This is a genomic window from Pseudomonas syringae group sp. J309-1 (assembly GCF_032582135.1).
Lineage (GTDB): Bacteria > Pseudomonadota > Gammaproteobacteria > Pseudomonadales > Pseudomonadaceae > Aquipseudomonas > Aquipseudomonas quasicaspiana.
In genome coordinates this window covers 1-18,978 of record NZ_JAWHNU010000086.1, presented here as the reverse complement: position 1 = coordinate 18,978, position 18,978 = coordinate 1, and the positions used below count along the sequence as shown (strand labels likewise).

At 57.4% G+C, this 18,978-nt stretch carries 17 protein-coding genes, 1 tRNA gene and 1 pseudogene; 9 read left to right on the top strand and 10 right to left on the bottom strand.

Features of this window, described 5'->3' with window-relative positions:
* Positions 1–2: 2 nt before the first annotated feature.
* A tRNA-Glu gene (locus RX972_RS27630) sits at positions 3–75 on the bottom strand.
* Between the two features lie 287 nt (positions 76–362).
* Between RX972_RS27630 and RX972_RS27625 the strand changes: the two genes are divergently transcribed.
* Positions 363–1,121 carry a hypothetical protein gene (locus tag RX972_RS27625; protein ID WP_080238342.1) on the top strand — a complete coding sequence of 253 codons (759 nt, stop codon included), beginning with the start codon at positions 363–365 and terminating at the stop codon, positions 1,119–1,121.
* A gap of 48 nt (positions 1,122–1,169) precedes the next feature.
* Here the strand turns inward: RX972_RS27625 and RX972_RS27620 are convergent, their stop codons facing one another.
* Together RX972_RS27620 and RX972_RS27615 are read right to left on the bottom strand one after the other, a co-directional pair.
* Positions 1,170–1,652, bottom strand: a complete 483-nt coding sequence (locus tag RX972_RS27620) for a GAF domain-containing protein (RefSeq protein WP_122704386.1) — start codon at positions 1,650–1,652, stop codon at positions 1,170–1,172.
* On the bottom strand, positions 1,649–2,539 hold the full coding sequence (locus RX972_RS27615; RefSeq protein WP_099267445.1) for an ATP-binding protein: 891 nt from the start codon (positions 2,537–2,539) through the stop codon (positions 1,649–1,651). The genes RX972_RS27620 and RX972_RS27615 overlap by 4 nt, the downstream gene beginning before the upstream one ends.
* Before the next feature lie 225 nt (positions 2,540–2,764).
* Here RX972_RS27615 and RX972_RS27610 point away from each other — a divergent pair, with 225 nt between their 5' ends.
* The gene (locus RX972_RS27610) at positions 2,765–5,107 is read left to right on the top strand and encodes a response regulator (protein ID WP_316880362.1); all 2,343 of its coding nucleotides are present in this window, start codon (positions 2,765–2,767) and stop codon (positions 5,105–5,107) included.
* Here the strand turns inward: RX972_RS27610 and RX972_RS27605 are convergent, their stop codons facing one another.
* Together RX972_RS27605 and msrB are read right to left on the bottom strand one after the other, a co-directional pair.
* Entirely contained in the window at positions 5,108–5,593 is a 486-nt protein-coding gene (locus tag RX972_RS27605) for a glutathione peroxidase (RefSeq protein ID WP_316880360.1), read from the bottom strand.
* Between the two features lie 262 nt (positions 5,594–5,855).
* On the bottom strand, positions 5,856–6,254 hold the full coding sequence (msrB, locus tag RX972_RS27600) for a peptide-methionine (R)-S-oxide reductase MsrB (RefSeq protein ID WP_027902446.1): 399 nt from the start codon (positions 6,252–6,254) through the stop codon (positions 5,856–5,858).
* A 192-nt stretch (positions 6,255–6,446) separates the two neighbouring features.
* On the opposite strand from msrB, the gene RX972_RS27595 reads away from it, so the two are divergent.
* On the top strand, positions 6,447–7,658 hold the full coding sequence (locus RX972_RS27595) for a pyridoxal phosphate-dependent aminotransferase (protein ID WP_255879791.1): 1,212 nt from the start codon (positions 6,447–6,449) through the stop codon (positions 7,656–7,658).
* A 311-nt stretch (positions 7,659–7,969) separates the two neighbouring features.
* On the top strand, positions 7,970–8,857 hold the full coding sequence (gene htpX / locus RX972_RS27590; protein ID WP_027902444.1) for a protease HtpX: 888 nt from the start codon (positions 7,970–7,972) through the stop codon (positions 8,855–8,857).
* 158 nt (positions 8,858–9,015) lie between these two features.
* On the opposite strand, the gene RX972_RS27585 is transcribed toward htpX, so the two are convergent.
* Positions 9,016–9,672 carry a thiopurine S-methyltransferase gene (locus RX972_RS27585; RefSeq protein WP_316880357.1) on the bottom strand — a complete coding sequence of 219 codons (657 nt, stop codon included), beginning with the start codon at positions 9,670–9,672 and terminating at the stop codon, positions 9,016–9,018.
* A gap of 103 nt (positions 9,673–9,775) precedes the next feature.
* Between RX972_RS27585 and RX972_RS27580 the strand changes: the two genes are divergently transcribed.
* Positions 9,776–10,543, top strand: a complete 768-nt coding sequence (locus RX972_RS27580) for a class III extradiol ring-cleavage dioxygenase (RefSeq protein ID WP_316880354.1) — start codon at positions 9,776–9,778, stop codon at positions 10,541–10,543.
* A gap of 167 nt (positions 10,544–10,710) precedes the next feature.
* Here RX972_RS27580 and RX972_RS27575 read toward each other — a convergent pair whose 3' ends face one another.
* The gene (locus tag RX972_RS27575; RefSeq protein ID WP_200866102.1) at positions 10,711–12,420 is read right to left on the bottom strand and encodes a DEAD/DEAH box helicase; all 1,710 of its coding nucleotides are present in this window, start codon (positions 12,418–12,420) and stop codon (positions 10,711–10,713) included.
* Positions 12,421–12,806: 386 nt separating this feature from the next.
* Here RX972_RS27575 and RX972_RS27570 point away from each other — a divergent pair, with 386 nt between their 5' ends.
* A complete protein-coding gene (locus RX972_RS27570) occupies positions 12,807–13,598 on the top strand; it encodes a crotonase/enoyl-CoA hydratase family protein (RefSeq protein ID WP_316880350.1) in 792 nt (263 codons plus the stop codon).
* A 191-nt stretch (positions 13,599–13,789) separates the two neighbouring features.
* Here the strand turns inward: RX972_RS27570 and RX972_RS27565 are convergent.
* Positions 13,790–14,542: pseudogene (locus tag RX972_RS27565) on the bottom strand (spermidine synthase); the annotation flags it as partial.
* A gap of 220 nt (positions 14,543–14,762) precedes the next feature.
* Between RX972_RS27565 and RX972_RS27560 the strand changes: the two are divergent.
* Positions 14,763–16,109, top strand: coding sequence for a class II 3-deoxy-7-phosphoheptulonate synthase (locus tag RX972_RS27560; protein WP_316880347.1), 1,347 nt, complete (start codon positions 14,763–14,765; stop codon positions 16,107–16,109).
* Between the two features lie 109 nt (positions 16,110–16,218).
* Here RX972_RS27560 and RX972_RS27555 read toward each other — a convergent pair whose 3' ends face one another.
* Positions 16,219–16,455, bottom strand: a complete 237-nt coding sequence (locus RX972_RS27555) for a DUF1127 domain-containing protein (protein ID WP_316880346.1) — start codon at positions 16,453–16,455, stop codon at positions 16,219–16,221.
* A gap of 94 nt (positions 16,456–16,549) precedes the next feature.
* On the opposite strand from RX972_RS27555, the gene RX972_RS27550 reads away from it, so the two are divergent.
* Positions 16,550–17,404 (top strand): LysR substrate-binding domain-containing protein, encoded by an 855-nt coding sequence (locus RX972_RS27550; protein ID WP_316880344.1) that lies wholly within the window; start codon positions 16,550–16,552, stop codon positions 17,402–17,404.
* A gap of 4 nt (positions 17,405–17,408) precedes the next feature.
* Here the strand turns inward: RX972_RS27550 and RX972_RS27545 are convergent, their stop codons facing one another.
* On the bottom strand, positions 17,409–18,155 hold the full coding sequence (locus RX972_RS27545) for a sulfite exporter TauE/SafE family protein (protein WP_027900560.1): 747 nt from the start codon (positions 18,153–18,155) through the stop codon (positions 17,409–17,411).
* 206 nt (positions 18,156–18,361) lie between these two features.
* Between RX972_RS27545 and RX972_RS27540 the strand changes: the two genes are divergently transcribed.
* On the top strand, positions 18,362–18,829 hold the full coding sequence (locus RX972_RS27540; RefSeq protein ID WP_099267454.1) for a MarR family winged helix-turn-helix transcriptional regulator: 468 nt from the start codon (positions 18,362–18,364) through the stop codon (positions 18,827–18,829).
* Positions 18,830–18,978 lie beyond the last annotated feature (149 nt).

Here is an 18,978-nt window from a genome sequence, read left to right as displayed (position 1 = left end):
GGCGTCCCCTAGGGGACTCGAACCCCTGTTACCGCCGTGAAAGGGCGGTGTCCTAGGCCACTAGACGAAGGGGACACACGTACAACTTCACTACTTAACTTGCGTTCCGCTAGGTGCTTTACGCTGTAAGTGGCGCGCATTCTATGGATGGATTGAGGGGTCGTCAACCCCAATGTGAAAATTTATCTAAATCAATGACTTCGCCTGCTTTATCCAGCCGCCTGGCGCTGCGCGCTTCAGGTATTTATGGATTGGCCGACAAACTACAAGCAGTGCATCTATGCGCAATAGTGCTTAGCCACTACACTCACTTCAAATTTACTGACTACAGCTATATAGAGGTTCGCGCGGTGACTCCACTGATGATTACCCTGATGGTAGTAGCCGGCATTGCGCTCCTGATCGCGATCGGCTATCTCAACCATGTGGCAGAAAACTCCAAGCTGGATAAAGCGCGAACGAAGATCGAGCTCAGCGACCGACTGCGTCGCTGCACCGAAATTTCCGAAACGTTCCCGGGCCAACTGGTCACCCCTGCTTTAAAGCTGCTGATGACCCGTCTGGAACTCAACGTGGTACAGCGCATGCTGGCGCTGGATAAAAACAGCGCACAGCTCAAAACCCGCGTCGACGAGCTGAACACCCTGGTTGCACAAGGCGACGCCATTGCAGTGACCAACCCGGCCAGCCCGATCCTCACCGAAGCCAAGGCCAAAGATGTTCGCTTTCTATTAGAAGCGCTGCATGGCCAGGTCACTCGCGCTGCACATGACGGATTTCTGCAAACCAGCGAAGCCAAGCACTGGATTCGCGAGATCCGCAACATTCTGGTGATGCTGCATATTGAATTCTTCAACAACCTGGGCCAGGCCGCACTGCAGCAGGACCAGCCTGGTCAGGCGCGTCTCGCGTTTGAACGCGGCGTGCAGTACCTGAAGAACCAGCCAGATCCTGTGACGTATCAAGCCGCATTGATAGCCATGGAAAAACAGCTGGCACGTGCCAACTCCATGGTACTGACCAACATTGCGCCAACCGCAGACGACGACAACGCTCTGACCGAAGGTCTGAAGGCGGACGACACCGAATCGGAATGGAAGAAGAAAGTCATCTACGACTGATAGACGACGGGTTGGCGCATACGCTCTGAGCGATGCGCCAACCAGGACTCAACAGTCCGTTGCTTTCAGAAAGATCGCTGCCAATCGCTCAATGCCTGCCTGATCCTGCTCCGAAAAGCGCCCCACCTTCGGACTGTCCAGATCCAACACCCCAATCAAGCGCCCCTCTTTCACCAACGGCACCACCAGCTCGCTGTTCGATGCGCTGTCGCACGCAATGTGCCCCGGAAACTCATGCACGTCTTCGACACGCTGGGTTTGCAGACTTTGCGCAGCAGCGCCGCACACACCGCGGCCAAACGGGATGCGCACACACGCGATTTGCCCCTGAAACGGCCCCAGCACCAACTCTTCATCACGGTTGAGATAAAAGCCGGCCCAGTTCAGATCATCAATCTGGCTATACAAAAAAGCCGAGAACTGTGCGGCGTTGGCGATAAAGTCTTTCTCATCAGCCAATAGAGATTCCAGCTGCGCAGCCAACAGACCGTAGCCTTCCAGCCCGGCACCGGTGTTTTGCAAGTCAATCATGGTTGTTGCTCCAACAATTTCAAACCTACCCAATAACGTGCGAATTGATAGGCGCACCGCCCATTGCGGTTGCCCCGTCCGGTTGCCCAGCGGATCGCGTGCTTGTCCAGTTCCTCATCACGCTGCCAGCTCAGGCCGGCCGCCAGGGCAAGTTGCGTGATCCAGTGTTCCACTACGTTCAGGTAGTGCTCCTGAGTGAACGGATAAAACGACAGCCACAGCCCAAAGCGATCCGACAGCGCAATCTTGTCTTCTACGGCCTCGCTTGGATGCAGTTCGCCATCGACTTGCTGCCAGTTGAGATTGTCGCTTTCCTTTTCCGGCACCAGATGACGACGGTTGGACGTGGCATAAAGCAGAACGTTGTCCGGAGCCTGCTCGAGAGAACCGTCGAGCACACTCTTCAGAACCCGGTAATCGCTCTCCCCTGCCTCGAAAGACAGGTCATCGCAGAACAGCACAAAACGCTGCGGCAGCTTTTGCAGTTGCTCGACGACACGCGGCAGATCGCCCAGATGATCGCGCTCGATTTCGATCAGCCGCAGGCCCGCCTTCGCGTACTCGGCGAGTAGCGCACGGATCAGCGAAGACTTGCCTGTCCCACGCGACCCCCACAGCAAAGCATGGTTGGCCGGAAGGCCGTCGATGAACTGACGCGTATTGCGACCCAGTTGTTCACGTTGCAGATCGACACCGATCAGATCAGACAAACGCATGTCGAGGCTGACTTCAAGCGGCATCAGGTAACCGCTGCGGCCTTCACGAACCCAGCGCGCGGCCATGGAGTGTGACCAGTCGACCGCTTCCCGTGGCGCTGGCAGCAGCGGTTCAAGCCGCGCCAGTACGGCGTCGGCGCGTTCGAGAAAAGCATTCAAGCGAGAGTCCACAATGGCTCCTTGATTAACACGCAGTAAACACGACGGGACTGGCCTGAGCAGTGAGGAAAGCGGTTCCGGTCACACCTGTAGATAAGATGTGCCAACGCCTTCACGGCTAATGCCAGCCCTGCAAATATTCATTTCAATTCAGTTAACTATAAGTTGCTTGATGAGAGCCAGCGCCGATCAGCTATGCTTGCCCCCGCGAAGGACACCAGAAGTGGCAATACCCTCATGGACATAGCGTTTACTCAACGGCTCTCGTATAAACAGGCCCGCCTGACAGTTTTGCTCGGCTTCATTCTGGGGATGTTGCTGAGCCTGATACAAATTGCCATCGATTATGCCAGCGAAGATGCGTCCATCAATCGTGAAATTCGCTCTCTGCTGGAAATCAGCCACAACCCGGCCTCACGCATTGCCTACAACATCGACGCCGAGCTGGCTCAGGAACTGACCCTGGGCCTGTTGCAATCCCCGGCGGTGGCGGGCGCCAGATTGACCGACAACAACAATGTGGTGCTTTCCAGCGTCGAACGCCCCTTCGCGCAAAGTCGCTACCGGTTTGTCAGCGACTTCCTGTTTGGCGAAAGCCGCCAGTTCGAAGACACCTTGAACCTGGCGCACTTACCCAACGAACCGATTGGCACGCTGCGCCTGAACGTCGACACCTTTGCCTTCGGTAATCATTTCCTGCAGCGCTCGGGCATCACGCTGCTCAATGGCTTCATGCGCAGCCTGATTCTGGCGGGCGTGCTGACCCTGCTGTTCTACATGACACTGACCAAACCCCTGGTTGACGTGATACGGGCTCTGGCCACACGCGATTCAAGCAACCCTACTCCCACACCACTGCGATGCCCACCAAAGCACGAAAACGATGAAATCGGCGTACTGGTAGATGTCGCCAACCGCCAGTTTGCAAACATCGCTTCAGAACTGGCGCGGCGGGTTGAAGCCGAAGACCGCCTGACGGCACACCGCAATGAACTGGAAGACATCGTTTCAGCCCGTACCACTGAATTGAAGGCCAGCAACGAAAGGCTGAGCAAGTCCAATGAAGAGCTGAAAATCGCTCGCAGTACGGCGCTGGACATGGCTCAGGCCCGCACCGCGTTTCTGGCGAACATGAGCCATGAAATCCGCACGCCACTCAACGGGCTGCTAGGCATGCTCGCCCTGGCGCTGGACAGCCCCCTGAGCGCCGAACAGCGTCAGCAACTGTCGATTGCCCACGACTCGGGCAAGGTGCTGGTGGAACTGCTCAACGACATACTCGACATGTCCAAATTCAACGCGGGTCACTTGCAGGTCGAGCGCATCCCCTTCGATCTCGGCGCGTTGGTAGAGGACACCGCCAACCTGCTGTCACAGAATGCGGCGCCCAGCGTCGAGCTGACCTGCTTCATTGATACGCAATTTCCGGCTCTGGTGGTGGGTGATCCGACACGGGTCCGACAAATCGTCAGCAACCTGCTTTCAAACGCGCTGAAATTCACCCGTTTTGGCCGGGTGGATGTGCGACTGAGCAACTATCAGGATACTGACACCCTGGAAAACAGCGTGCGCATTGAAGTGCGGGATACCGGCATCGGTATCGCACAGGAAGCACAGGCAAGGATTTTCCAGCCATTTACCCAGGCAGAAGCGGCGATTACCCGGCAATTTGGTGGCACCGGATTGGGTCTGGCTTTGACCCATAACCTGTGTGAAGCCATGTCAGGGCAATTGAGTATTCATTCGGAGTCAGGATTCGGCAGTCAATTCTGCGCAGACCTGCCACTGCCCATCCATCAGGCCACCATTACTCCGACGCCTCTAAAAGGCCGCGTCGTGGTTGTCAGCAACGCGGGCAGCGGGCTTGTTGAGCTACTGGGCAATTTGCTGCCTGAATGGGGTATCGATTTTCAGCGATGGAGCATGGATGACAACGTGCTGAATATGGACCCCAGGAGCAGTCCTGATCTGGTGATCACCGATTGCCCGGAATGCCTGTTTGGCATGCGCCCGACGATTGATGTGCCCATTCTGCTGGTGACTGCCTACGGCAACTTCATGCCAAGCGAACAGGTCAGCGCCCTCGCCCCCCTGCAGCAACATGCTCGACCGCTGGCACGTAATGCCCTTTATCAAAGCCTGTGTCGGATCCTGCAACCCGAGCAGACTCCCGACCGGGATACGGAAGCGGCCGACAGCAAGACCTTGCGCCCGGCCAAAATCCTGCTGGTGGAAGACAACCCGGTCAATCAATTGGTAGCCCGAGGGATACTGAGCAAACTGGGCTGTGAGGTGATTGTCAGCAGCCACGGCGGCGAAGCGCTGGAGCAGCTTGAACTTCACGAGTTCGATCTGGTGCTGATGGACTGCAACATGCCGGTCATGGATGGCTACGAAGCCAGCCGCCAGATCCGCCAATGCGGACGCTGGCCACAACTGCCGATCATTGCGCTGACTGCCAATGCCATGCCCGAAGAGCGCGAACGCTGCCGGGCGGCAGGCATGAGTGATTATCTGGCCAAGCCGTTTCGCCGTTCCGATCTGGTCAGCCTGCTGGAACAGTGGCTACCGGTGAAATGACTATTTGAGCAGCGTCTCGATTTCGCTTTTCAGGTCCTCGGGCTTGGTCAGCGGTGCGAAACGTTTGACCAACTGACCGTCCTTGCCAATGAGAAACTTGGTGAAGTTCCACTTGATGCGCTCGGACCCGAGTAAACCCGGCGCCTGCTTCTTCAACTGGACGAACAGCGGGTGGGCATCGCTGCCATTGACATCGATTTTCTTGAACAGCGGAAAACTTACCCCGAAATTCAACTCACAGAATTCCGAAATAGCCCCTTCGTTACCCGGCTCCTGCTTGCCAAACTGATTGCAGGGAAAGCCCAGTACGACCAGCCCCTGGTCCTTGTAGTCCTGCCAGAGCTTTTCAAGCCCTTCGTACTGCGGGGTAAAACCGCACTTGCTTGCGGTATTGACCACCAGCACAGCCTTGCCGGAAAAGTCGGCGAGGGTTTTCGATTCACCCTTGATCGTCGTAACCGGAATGCTCAGCAGATTGGAGCTCATGACAGTGATCCTTGATGAAAAGCGGGTCCTGAAATTAGCGCGCCATTGACTGGCGCGCATCTCAATTTCCGGGAGTGATAGGTTCTTATAAGCAACTTTGGACGGTTACACTCCCCCGCGATCGCAATTTGAAATGCGATAAAACTTGTGGGAGCTGAGCTTGCTCGCGATAAGGCTGGGCGCGGTTCAATTTAGATCGCGTCCAGCCTCATCGCGAGCAAGCTCAGCTCCCACAAATCAAGCATGCAGGGCGAGACATCTTTCAAGCTTCGCGGGGCACCAAGTCCAGGCACACCGAGTTGATGCAGTAACGCAGGCCGGTAGGCGGTGGGCCATCAGGAAATACGTGACCCAGATGCGCGTCACATTTGGCGCAAACCACTTCAGTGCGAATCATGCCGTGGCTGACATCGCGCACTTCGACCACTGCGCTGCCTTCAAGCGGCGCGTAGAAACTCGGCCAGCCGCAACCGGAATCAAACTTGGTAGAAGAGTCAAACAGCGGTTCGTTGCAACAGATGCAATGATAGACGCCATCGGTTTTGGTGCTGTTGTATTTGCCGGAGAACGGACGTTCGGTGCCCTTTAGGCGGCAAACGTTGTACTGCTCCGGGTCAAGCATGGCCCGCCATTCTTCCAGCGTCTTGTCCAACTTTTCCACAGGTACACCTCCGCAGTCGAAAAAGCCTGATCTGTATCTTCTCCATAGATCAGGTGGCACGTATCATTGCGCCTCATTAGGCGCCAGTCTGTCACTCACGTTTCGACCATACAAACTCATTTTTACGGCGTCATACCCGACGAACCAGATTTCCAGCTCGCTACGGCTCGTCCATTTTCGGGATCAATCACCATGCAGTTCAGCAAATCGAACAAGCTCGCCAACGTCTGCTATGACATTCGCGGCCCAGTGCTCAAGCACGCCAAACGCCTGGAAGAGGAAGGCCATCGCATCCTCAAGCTGAACATCGGCAACCCGGCGCCATTTGGTTTCGAAGCGCCGGACGAAATTCTGCAGGACGTGATCCGCAACCTGCCGACCGCTCAAGGCTACAGCGACTCCAAAGGCCTGTTCAGTGCGCGCAAGGCCGTCATGCAGTATTACCAGCAGAAGCAGGTTGAAGGCGTCGGCATCGAAGACATCTACCTGGGCAACGGCGTCTCCGAGCTGATCGTGATGTCGATGCAGGCATTGCTCAACAATGGCGATGAAGTACTGATCCCGGCTCCAGACTATCCACTGTGGACCGCAGCCGTCAGTCTGGCCGGCGGCAACCCGGTGCACTACCTGTGCGACGAGCAGGCTAACTGGTGGCCTGATCTGGCCGATATCAAGGCCAAGATCACCCCGAACACCAAAGCCATGGTGATCATCAACCCGAACAACCCGACCGGTGCCGTGTACTCCAAAGAAGTACTGGAAGGCATGCTCGAACTGGCGCGCCAGCATAATCTCGTGGTCTTTTCCGACGAGATCTACGACAAGATTCTCTATGACGATGCCGTGCACATCTGCACCGCCTCGCTGGCACCCGATCTGCTGTGCCTGACGTTCAACGGCCTGTCCAAATCCTATCGCGTGGCAGGCTTCCGCTCAGGCTGGGTAGCCATCTCCGGCCCTAAACACAACGCGCAGAGCTACATCGAAGGCATCGACATCCTGGCCAATATGCGCCTGTGCGCAAACGTGCCGAGTCAGCACGCCATTCAAACCGCATTGGGCGGCTACCAGAGCATCAACGATCTGGTGTTGCCAGCAGGCCGCCTGCTGGAGCAACGCAACCGCACCTGGGAACTGCTCAACGATATTCCCGGCGTCAGCTGCGTGAAGCCGATGGGCGCACTTTATGCGTTCCCGCGGATCGATCCGAAGGTCTGCCCGATCCACAACGACGAGAAGTTCGCCCTTGACCTGCTTCTGTCGGAAAAGCTGCTGATCGTTCAAGGCACTGCCTTCAACTGGCCATGGCCTGATCACTTCCGCGTGGTCACCCTGCCGCGCGTCGACGACCTGGATCAGGCCATTGGTCGCATCGGCAACTTCCTGAAGACCTATCGTCAGTAACCCCAGGACCCGCTGCGGCGCATAAACTGCGCCCGACGGGAATTCCTGCCCTCTCTTTGCGGTCATAGCGATTCCTGAGCAAGGGATCGCTTTTGCTGTACCGCGCTCGTGCCGCAATACAAAAAAACAATCTGCGCGTAACAGCGTTCAGAGCCAGCCGCTCTGGGCCGGAACCTGTTTGCCTAAAGCGAATGCTACTGGTTCGCGCCAGACGACACAGTTTGAAATAGTCGTCAGGTTGAATAGCCGCTGACATCACCTTATATACCCCGCAACGCGTTACATATTCGTCACAGGAGAACATCCAAACCATGATGCGCATTTTGCTGTTTTTGGCCACTAACCTGGCGGTCGTGCTGATTGCCAGCATCACCCTGAGCCTTTTTGGCTTCAACGGGTTCATGGCGGCCAATGGGGTTGATCTGAACCTCAATCAGCTGCTGATCTTCTGCGCTGTATTTGGTTTCGCCGGCTCGCTGTTCTCGCTGTTCATCTCCAAGTGGATGGCGAAAATGAGCACCGGCACCCAGATCATCACCCAGCCGCGTACCCGCCATGAACAATGGCTGGTGCAAACCGTCGAGCAACTGTCCCGCGACGCTGGTATCAAGATGCCGGAAGTCGGGATCTTCCCTGCCTACGAAGCCAACGCTTTCGCCACAGGCTGGAACAAGAATGATGCACTGGTCGCTGTCAGCCAGGGTCTGCTGGAGCGCTTCTCACCTGATGAGGTGAAAGCGGTACTGGCCCACGAAATCGGCCACGTTGCCAATGGCGACATGGTGACTCTGGCGCTGGTGCAGGGCGTGGTGAACACCTTTGTAATGTTCTTCGCCCGCATCATCGGTAACTTCGTCGACAAGGTGATCTTCAAGACCGAAAACGGTCAGGGCATTGCTTACTACGTGACGACGATCTTTGCCGAACTGGTTCTGGGCTTCCTGGCCAGCGCCATCGTCATGTGGTTCTCGCGCAAACGCGAATACCGCGCTGACGAAGCCGGTGCCCGACTGGCAGGCACCAGCGCCATGATCGGCGCCCTGCAACGCCTGCGCTCCGAACAGGGCGTGCCGGTGCAGATGCCTGACAGCCTGACGGCGTTCGGCATCAACGGTGGCCTGAAGAGCGGTCTGGCTGCGCTGTTCATGAGCCACCCGGCTCTGGAAGATCGTATCGAGGCACTGCGCCGCCGCGGTTGATCGACCTGCATAGAAAACCGGCCTTAGCGCCGGTTTTTTTATGCGAGTACATAACCTGTGGAGCTGCCGAAGGCTGCGAGGCATTCATCCTGACATACCGCCATCACAGCCTTCGGCAGCTCGTACAGGTCAATCGTTTGCCGCGCATCAGCGCCTTTTCAACGTCGAACCAAACGATAAACCCGCTCTTCCAGGCGTTCCACACCGCGCTGCTCAAATTTCACACTGCCCTTGAGAACATCGCTGGTCTGCAATATGTCCAGCTTCCAGCCCTCGGCCATCAATCGCTGCACCTCCTCGTCCGGAACAGAGAACGGCGGCCCATCAATCTTTGCCTGATCGTAATCCAGCGTAATCAGCAGCCCTTGGCATTCAGCAGGCAATACCGACGCCAGGTGTGCGACATATCGCTCACGCATTGCAGGCGGCAAGGCAATCAATGCGGCGCGATCATAAAGCGCCGTACACCCCGCTACATCCTCAGCCCGCAACGCAAAGAAGTCACCGCACCACAACGCGATCCCTGCGCAGCCGTACACTTTGAACGCGCCACGCTGGCTGATGACAGGTTCAATATGTTGCTCGCTGAAAAACGCCTGGACCGCTTTTTCCGACAGCTCGACACCCAATACCTTATGCCCCTGCTCCGCCAGCCAGACCAGATCAAGGCTCTTGCCGCATAAGGGCACCAAAACACGTCCATCCTGCCCGATCGCCAGCTCCGGCCAGAACTGCTGAAGCAAGGGGTTCGCCTGCTGCTGATGGAAACCAATCTGGTTGGCCGCCCACCGCTCGTGCCAAAATTCGGCCTGCATGAATACTCCTTATAATTCGATTAAAAGGCGCTAAAACTTATATTAGATTTAGATCAATGATCTGACTGAAGATGGCGTCATCTTAACGCTCAGGACGCCCGCTATGTTCCCCAGCCTGTTTATCTCCCACGGCTCGCCGATGCTTGCGCTGGAACCCGGCGAAAGCGGCCCGGCCCTGTTGCGTCTCGCAGCCGAGATGCCCAGGCCCAAGGCGATTGTTATTGTTTCAGCTCACTGGGAAAGCCAGGAGCTGCTGGTCAACGCTAACCCACAGCCGGAAACCTGGCATGACTTCGGCGGTTTCCCCGCGGCCCTGTTTGCGGTGCAGTACCCCGCTCCCGGCTTGCCAACGTTGAGCGCTGAAGTCCTGGGGCTGTTGCAGGCTGCCGGACTGGCAGCGCGCACTAACAGCCAACGACCTTTTGATCATGGTGTGTGGGTGCCACTGTCTCTGATGTATCCCGATGCCGACATCCCTGTTGTTCAGGTTTCCCTGCCCAGCCGCGAAGGCCCGGCACTGCAGACTCGCGTCGGCCGGGCGCTGGCCAGTCTGCGTGATCAGGGTGTATTGATTATCGGCTCGGGCAGCATCACCCACAATCTTGGTGAACTGGACTGGCATGCCGGATCGGAAAGCGTAGAGCCATGGGCCAAAGCGTTTCGCGACTGGATGATAGAGAAGCTGGGCAGCAATGATGAGGGCGCATTGCATGACTACCGGGCACAAGCCCCCAACGCCGTGCGCAGTCACCCAAGCGATGAGCATTTGCTGCCGCTGTATTTCGCCCGGGGTGCCGGTGGTGAATTCAGCGTGGCGCACAAAGGCTTCACGATGGGAGCACTGGGAATGGATATTTACAGGTTTGGGTAAGGCCACAGACCTGACGCCAATCTGAGCTGCCGAAGGCTGCGGGACGATATTCCTGATGCACCACCATCGCAGCCTTCGGCAGCTCCTACAGAAGCAGGAAACCCAGACAAAAAAATCCCCGAACCAGTCGGGGATTTTTTATTTCAGACGATCAACTCAAGCGCTGATCAATCTTCGCGATAGCGACGCAGCTTCAACTGCTTGCCTGCAACGCGGGTGTCCTTGAGTTTGGTCAACAGACGCTCAAGGCCATCTTCCGGCAGTTCAACCAGGCTGAAGCTGTCGCGCACCTGGATGCGGCCGATTGCTTCGCGGGCCAGGCCGCCTTCGTTGAGGATTGCACCCAGCAGGTTCTTGGCAGCGATACCATCACGCGCACCCAGCGCGGTACGGCAACGAGCACGACCTTCAGCCAATGGAACCGGAGCGCGACGCTCACGATCACCACTGCGCTCTGGACGATCCGACGACGAACGATCACTACGCTCACGCGGTGCGTTGTTCGGCACCAGTGGGCGCTCGCGCTCGATGGCTGCCAGGGTCAGAGCCTGACCGTTGGTAGCTTTGCGCAGCAGAGCAGCGGCCAGGGCGCGCGGGCTGCAACCGATATCGGCAGTCAGACGATCCAGCAGTTCGCCGTGAGTCGACTCGGCATCGCCAACCAGTGGCGACAGGCTGTTGGTCAGTTTCTTGATGCGGGCATCGAGAACAGCCTGAGCATCCGGCAGGCGGACTTCAGCAACTTTCTGACCGGTTACACGCTCGATCACTTGCAGCATGCGGCGCTCACGTGGAGTCACCAGCAGCAGTGCACGACCTTCGCGACCGGCACGGCCAGTACGGCCGATACGGTGAACGTAGGACTCTGGGTCGTACGGCATGTCAACGTTGAATACGTGAGTGATGCGCGGAACGTCCAGACCACGTGCAGCAACGTCGGTCGCTACAACGATGTCCAGGCGGCCATCCTTGAGGGAGTCGATAACGCGCTCACGCTGGTTCTGGGCAATGTCACCGTTCAGTGCAGCAGCCTTGTAGCCTTTGGCTTCAAGGGCACTTGCCAGATCCAGGGTCGCTTGCTTGGTGCGTACGAACATGATCAGGGCGTCGAAATCTTCGACTTCCAGCAGGCTCAGTACAGCTGAGGTCTTCTGGTCAGCGTGAACCAGCAGGTGAGCCTGCTCGATCGCGGTAACGGTCTGGGTCTTGGTCTGAATCTTAACGTGCTTCGGATCGCGCAGGTGGCGCTCGGCGATGGCACGGATCGATTGCGGCAAAGTAGCCGAGAACAAAACGGTCTGCTTGGTTTCCGGCATGGCCTTGAAGATAACTTCCAGGTCGTCCATGAAGCCCAGCTTGAGCATTTCGTCCGCTTCGTCGAGAACCAGGTGGTTCACGGTCGCGAGGACTTTCTCGTCACGACGCAGGTGATCGCACAGACGGCCCGGCGTGGCGACAACGATTTGTGCGCCATTGCGGATTGCTTTCAGTTGCGGGCCCATCGGCGCACCGCCGTAGACAGCCACTACGGTAACGCCCGGCATTTGCTTGGCGTAGGTTTCGAAAGCGGTAGCAACCTGCAGGGCCAGTTCGCGAGTCGGCGCCAGAATCAGTGCTTGCGGCTCGCGCTTGCTTGGGTCGATACGATGCAGGATTGGCAGTGCGAACGCGGCGGTTTTACCCGTACCGGTTTGCGCCTGGCCGATCATGTCATGGCCGGCCATGATAATCGGGATCGACTGCTGCTGAATGGCCGAAGGCTCTTCGTAGCCAGTGGCGATAACGGCTGCAAGGATATTTGGATGAAGTTCAAAAGCGGCGAAGCCGCCGAATTCCTGGGTCATGGGTCTGCCTCTAGTGCATCCGCAAAGACCCATGCTCCAAAGCTGCGCGTGCCGTGTACGACCCTAAAGTCACCCTGGCTGCTCTGTCGGCGGGGATTTGCGAAAACGTTTGATGAATGGATCGCCTAGGATAGTTCGCACAGCGAACAAGCAGCCGAAGCTGGCTTCGGGGAATTGCAATACCTTGACGAGGGCCCTGTTAAAGACCGGCGCGCACTATACCGGAATTACGCAAAAAAGTGAGGATTTTTTTCACTACCAATCATGGCCAATGCCCAAGACCTACAGGCTTTGCGCAAACCGACAACAGTGGCTATTTTGCTACAGGCCCGGGTTTACGGGAGAAACTGCTTAAACGGTTCACCTGATCACTCAGACAGTCCGCCTCCGATCCTACTCCATGCGCAGGGACTTCCTACATGACTTCCTCTATAAAAGGCCGTGTCAGCCGTGAACTGCACGACCACGTGATGCTCATCGGCCTGGATCGTGTCGCCAAACGCAACGCCTTCGATCTTGAGCTGCTCAACCAGCTAAGCCTGGCTTACGGTGAATACGAACGCGAGGATCAGGCCAGAGTCCTGGTGGTTTTTGCCCATGGTGAGCATTTCACTGCCGGGCTGGATCTGGCCGAAGCCGGTCCGGCGCTGATCAATGGCTGGCAGGTGCCCGAAGGCGGTTGTGACCCTTGGGGCGTGTTCTCAGGCCCCCGGGTCAGCAAACCGGTGATCGTTGCCGCTCAGGGTTACTGCCTGACCCTGGGCATTGAGCTGATGTTGGCGTCGGATATCAATCTGTGCGCGAGCACGACCCGCTTTGCGCAACTGGAAGTCCATCGCGGGATATTCGCCTTTGGTGGCGCCACATTACGTCTGCATCAGATCGCCGGTTGGGGCAATGCGATGCGCTGGCTGCTGACCGGTGACGAATTCGATGCCCAGGAAGCCTGTCGCATGGGGCTGGTGCAGGAAGTCACGGCCCCGGAAGACCTTCTGCCCTACGCCTTGCTGCTGGCCGGGCGCATCGCAGAACAGGCACCGCTGGCGATTCGCGCAACGATCGCCTCCGCCCGTCAGGCGGTGCTCGAAGGAGAAACAGTCGCCGCCCAGGCGCTACCTGCCATGGTCAACCACCTGATGAGTACCGAGGACGCCAAAGAAGGCCTGCTTGCCATGCAAGAGCGCAGGCCCGGTGTCTTTAAAGGCGTGTGATCTGAGTCCCACAGTATCCGTGACACAGCGCTGTCGCGCAGCAGGCATTGGGCCTGTAGGAGCTGCCGAAGGCTGCGATGGCGGTGTGTCAGGATAAGAGCATCGCAGCCATCGGCAGCTGCTACAGAAATGCGCCCCAAAGATCGTTCGCCGTGTGCCGACATGGGCAACGCCTGAAGGCTATGTCTTAAGGTTGCCGGGCGCAGATCCTTGATCAAGGATGCCAGCGAGTAACCAAGGCGTGGTGCCAGTTCTTCAGCACGGGCATTCAGCGATGCAACGTCCAGCTCCTGATCCAGATCGGCAGGAACAATAAGAATAACGTTGCCCTCCTTCACCGGCAGCTCCCAGTAGTGCCGGTGGTAGAGACCACGAAATAGCGCCGCGCCCAACGGTTTGCCGTCATCCGAGGCCCACTGATTGATCACCAGCCAGCCTCCTGAATTCAGACGTTTCTGACAGTTCTCAAGGAATTTCCAGGCCAGATGCCCAACACCGGGGCCAACATCGGTATAAAGGTCGACGAAAATCAGGTCAGCCGGTTCGGCGGTGTGCAGCAGTTCAAGCGCATCGCCAATGCGGATATACAACCGGGGATCGTCATCCAGCCCCATGAATTCAATAGCCAGACGCGGCACGTCAGGGCGCAATTCGATGGCCTCGACATCTTCCAGCGGCAAAAACTTCAGGCAAGCCTGAGTCAGCGTACCCGCCCCCAGCCCCAGAAACAGCGCGCTTTCCGGGGCGTCGTGACACAACGCGCCAATCAGCATCGCCCGGGTGTAGTCGTACTCAAGCCAGCTCGGATCGGCCGTGAAGGTGCAGCTTTGCTCGATGGCATCGCCGAATTCCAGAAAGCGGTAGTCGTCGACCTCCAGCACGCGAATCATGCCGAAATCGTCGTGCACCTCGGCCAGAATCCGCTCCACCCGCTCCTCAGTCATTGTTTCTCCTAACGGCGAGCCCAAGTCTGGCCTGTTGATGCAGTCGCAGGACCGCGCAAAAAGCGAATTGTCGATCAACCGCAGTCACAAGGTCACGCTCTTTCTCTTTGATGGCGCTAGCGCTACTGCCGTAACCGCGCTCCGATTATCCCTTGGACGCTAGCGACAGCTCGGCGAACTGCTAACATGCTGATCCGATCGCACTGACCTTGAGTTCATGATGAGCCAACCCTGGAGCCCCGACAGCTGGCGGGCATTGCCTATTCAGCAGCAACCTCAATACCCCGATGCTGCGCACTTGTTAAAGGTCGAGCAGACACTGGCAAGCTATCCGCCGCTGGTATTTGCCGGCGAGGCCAGAGAGTTGCGCCGACAGTTTGCCGAGGTGACTCAGGGCCGCGCCTTCCTGTTGCAGGGCGGTGATTGCGCCGAGAGCTTCGTCGAGTTCTCCGCGGCCAAGATTCGCGACACATTCAAAGTCTTGCTGCAGATGGCAATCGTCATGACCTTTGCTGCCGGGTGCCCGGTTGTGAAAGTCGGTCGCATGGCCGGTCAGTTCGCCAAACCCCGCTCAGCCAACGATGAAACCATCGACGGCGTGACGTTTCCCGCGTATCGGGGCGATATCGTCAACGCCATCGGCTTCGATGAAAAAAGCCGCGTTCCGGACCCGGACCGACTGATTCAGGCCTACAACCAGTCCACTGCAACCCTGAACCTGCTGCGTGCCTTCGCCCAGGGCGGTTTCGCCGACCTGCATCAAGTCCACAAATGGAACCTGGACTTCATCGCCAACTCAGCCTTGGCCGAGAAGTACAGCCAACTGGCCGACCGCATTGATGAAACCCTGGCGTTCATGCGCGCCTGCGGGATGGACAGCTCGCCGCAACTGCGTGAAACCAGTTTCTTCACCGCCCACGAAGCGCTGCTGCTGAACTATGAAGAAGCCTTTGTGCGGCGCGACAGCCTGACCAACGACTACTACGATTGTTCGGCGCACATGCTGTGGATCGGCGACCGTACCCGGCAATTGGACGGCGCTCATGTGGAGTTCCTGCGCGGGGTGAACAACCCGATTGGCGTGAAAGTCGGCCCAAGCATGAACCCCGATGACTTGATTCGCCTGATCGACACCCTCAATCCGGACAACGACCCTGGCCGCCTCAACCTGATCGCCCGCATGGGCGCGAACAAGGTTGGCGACCACTTGCCGCAGTTGATACGTTCCGTTGAACGTGAAGGCCGCAAAGTGCTGTGGAGCTCCGACCCGATGCATGGCAATACGATCAAGGCCAGCAGCGGCTACAAAACGCGCGACTTTGCGCAGATCCTTGGCGAGGTGAAACAGTTCTTCCAGGTGCATCAGGCTGAAGGCACGTATGCCGGCGGCATTCATATCGAAATGACCGGGCAGAACGTCACTGAATGCATTGGCGGCGCCCGGCCGATTACTGAAGATGGCTTGTCGGATCGTTACCACACCCACTGCGACCCACGGATGAATGCTGATCAGTCGCTGGAGCTGGCGTTTCTGATTGCGGAGACGTTGAAGCAGGTTAAACGCTAGGCCTCAGGCAAACCCAAGACTTGTAGGAGCTGCCGAAGGCTGCGATTGCATACCTTTGACACACCGCCATCGCAGCCTTCGGCAGCTCCTACAGTGGTTACAGCCAACATCAGCGCTTCATCGGGTCTTTCCAGAAGTGCTGCCCGGTTTCCTGATAGACATCCGCCCGACTCAAACCAAGATCCTTCAGTGCAGCGTCACTCAAGCTTGCCAATTGCCGACGCTGGCGATGCAGTTCGGACCAGCGGGAAGCGCGTCTCCTTATCGACCTGAGCAGGCGCTCGATCCAGGAATCACGGGATTGGGCTTTCAACACCAGCACGTAACCTTTTTGACCTTTCATCATCTTGCCCTCCATGTGGGATGGCTAGAGTCTCGCGCCAGCGTTAAGATCAATCAAACGAATGTTTTTTATACGTTCCATTTGAGAGATTGATGCATTGACCAGCTACCCAAGCATCGACACCGAGCTCCTTCGCACGTTTGTCGCTATTGCCGATCACGGTGGGTTTACCCGCGCGGGCGAAGTGGTGAACCGTACTCAATCGGCCGTCAGCATGCAGATGAAGCGTCTGGAGGAAGATCTCATCCAGCGTCCCCTCTTCCAGAAGGATGGACGCACCGTCAGCCTGACGATTGAGGGGCAAGTGCTACTGGGTTATGCGCGGCGGATCCTGAAGCTGCACGGAGAGGTCTTCAACACCCTGCGCGAGCCGCACATGGTGGGCGTGGTGAAGATTGGTTCACCGGACGACTACGTCATGCGTTTTTTACCCGGCATTCTGCAGCGATTTGCGCAGGCCTATCCGCTGGTGCAGATTGAAGTGCACTGTGAACCTTCAAAACAATTGCTCCTGCGCCAGGATCTGGACCTGAGTATCGTTACTCGCGAACCCGATACCGAGATCGGTCAGATCCTGCGTCAGGAGCGATTTGTCTGGATGGTTGCTCAAGGCTTTTATCCTCACGAACAAAGTCCGATGCCTTTGGCGATGTTCAACACCGACTGTTTTTGCCGAACGTGGGCCTGCAATGCGCTGGACACCATGCAACGCGATTATCGGATTGCCTACACGAGTGCGAGTCTGGCGGCGATCAGCGCGGTAGTTACAGCCGGCCTGGCCGTGACCGCACAACTGGAAAGTCTGCTAACCCCTGATTTACGCATCATTGGCGAAGCCGAACAGATGCCGCAGCTACCGCTGGCGAGCATCGTCCTGCTGCGTAATCCGAAAAACCCGTCGCCCATCACCGAATGTCTCGCGGAACACATCGCCGAAGGATTCAGGCTTTAAGCGTTCAGGCTTTGAAGGCCAGAATGACCGCACAGACCACCAGGAAGCCGCAGAACAGCGAGCGCAGCAAACGCTCGGGCAGCGAATGCGCCAGCTTTACGCCCCAACTGATGCTGGCCAGGCCACCCACGGCCAGCGGAATGCCCATGCTCCAATTGACGTGGTCATGCAGCGCGTAAGTAAACAAGGTGATGGCTGTACTCGGGGCAGCCAGCGCCAAAGCCAGTCCTTGCGCAACCACTTGGCTCGCACCAAAAAAACTGGTCAGAATCGGCGTGGCAATCACTCCACCACCGACGCCGAACAGGCCTCCGGTGACGCCCGAACCTATCCCTAGCAACCAGAGCCGATTAACGTGGCGCAACCCGGTACTGGCGTTATCCTTGCGCCAGAACATCTGCGCCAGATTGAAGACCGTGAGCAAAATCAGAAAGGCAATGAACGCCAGGCGCATGTGCTGCGGATCAAGGCGTACCGCCCACAACGATGTCAGCCACGCCAGACAGAAACTGGGGATGATCAGCATCATGGCGTTGCGCATGGAGATACGATTGCGCTGGTTGTAACGCCACAGCGCCAACAGCACGTTAGGCAATACCATCAACAAAGCGGTGCCCTGAGCCAGTTGTTGATCAAGCCCGAACAGCACGCCTAAAGCGGGAATCGCAACCAGGCCGCCCCCAATACCGAACAACCCACCCAGAGTGCCCATGGCGGCACCCAACGCTACGAACATCACCACTTCAATCACGCCGCAATCCCTTCTCAAACAATGCGCGCATGCTACGCAGTCTGGCTGCTCAGGCAAATAACCGATGTGCGCTATTGCGATGGTTTTCATGCCCGTGATCACGAACCATCGCTGGTTGCGTGCAGCGACTGACCGGAATTTATCTGGCGCAACAAAGATCACGGCACTAAATTGTCGGCATGACACACGCAAAAGAGGACCACCCCATGAGCGCTGACGCCAGCTCCACTGCCGACAGTAACTGCCAAGCGTTGCAGCTCGACAACCAACTGTGTTTCGCCCTTTACTCCACGTCTTTGCTGATGACCAAGGTCTACAAACCACTGCTGCAGGCGTTAGGCCTGACCTATCCGCAGTACCTGGCTATGATGGTGCTCTGGGAACAGGACGGCTTGACCGTTGGCGACGTCAGCACCCGGCTGCTGACAGATCCGGGCTCGCTGACGCCCCTGCTCAAACGCCTGGAAGGCGAAGGTTTTATCAGTCGCACCCGCAGCAAGGAAGATGAGCGGGTTGTGCTGCTGCACCTGACCGAACAAGGCCGGGCCCTTCAGCAAAAAGCCCTGACCGTCCCCGGCTGCATCCTGTCCGCAAGCGGCCTGGAAATAGAACAACTGCAAGCGTTGCAAGGTGAACTGCTCAAGCTTCGCGAGAATCTGCAGGGCAGTGTTTGAGGGCGTTCTGCACCTCATCCACAACCACTGGATAAACGCTTTTCTGTAAGAGCGTCCCGATGTGCATGGCATTGAGCTGGTCTAATGACCCCGGACACCTCAATAGGGGAAACTATATCCATTGAGGAGTCACCATGACCAAGAAATAC

Bases quoted from the DNA above. Each gene is read 5' to 3' on its own strand.
- RX972_RS27625 (WP_080238342.1), top strand. From the start codon at position 363: ATGATTACCCTGATGGTAGTAGCCGGCATTGCGCTCCTGATCGCGATC.
- RX972_RS27620 (WP_122704386.1), bottom strand. From the start codon at position 1,652: ATGATTGACTTGCAAAACACCGGTGCCGGGCTGGAAGGCTACGGTCTG.
- RX972_RS27610 (WP_316880362.1), top strand. From the start codon at position 2,765: ATGGACATAGCGTTTACTCAACGGCTCTCGTATAAACAGGCCCGCCTG.
- RX972_RS27605 (WP_316880360.1), bottom strand. From the start codon at position 5,593: ATGAGCTCCAATCTGCTGAGCATTCCGGTTACGACGATCAAGGGTGAA.
- RX972_RS27595 (WP_255879791.1), top strand. From the start codon at position 6,447: ATGCAGTTCAGCAAATCGAACAAGCTCGCCAACGTCTGCTATGACATT.
- htpX (WP_027902444.1), top strand. From the start codon at position 7,970: ATGATGCGCATTTTGCTGTTTTTGGCCACTAACCTGGCGGTCGTGCTG.
- RX972_RS27585 (WP_316880357.1), bottom strand. From the start codon at position 9,672: ATGCAGGCCGAATTTTGGCACGAGCGGTGGGCGGCCAACCAGATTGGT.
- RX972_RS27580 (WP_316880354.1), top strand. From the start codon at position 9,776: ATGTTCCCCAGCCTGTTTATCTCCCACGGCTCGCCGATGCTTGCGCTG.
- RX972_RS27575 (WP_200866102.1), bottom strand. From the start codon at position 12,420: ATGGGTCTTTGCGGATGCACTAGAGGCAGACCCATGACCCAGGAATTC.
- RX972_RS27570 (WP_316880350.1), top strand. From the start codon at position 12,807: ATGACTTCCTCTATAAAAGGCCGTGTCAGCCGTGAACTGCACGACCAC.
- RX972_RS27560 (WP_316880347.1), top strand. From the start codon at position 14,763: ATGAGCCAACCCTGGAGCCCCGACAGCTGGCGGGCATTGCCTATTCAG.
- RX972_RS27555 (WP_316880346.1), bottom strand. From the start codon at position 16,455: ATGATGAAAGGTCAAAAAGGTTACGTGCTGGTGTTGAAAGCCCAATCC.
- RX972_RS27540 (WP_099267454.1), top strand. From the start codon at position 18,362: ATGAGCGCTGACGCCAGCTCCACTGCCGACAGTAACTGCCAAGCGTTG.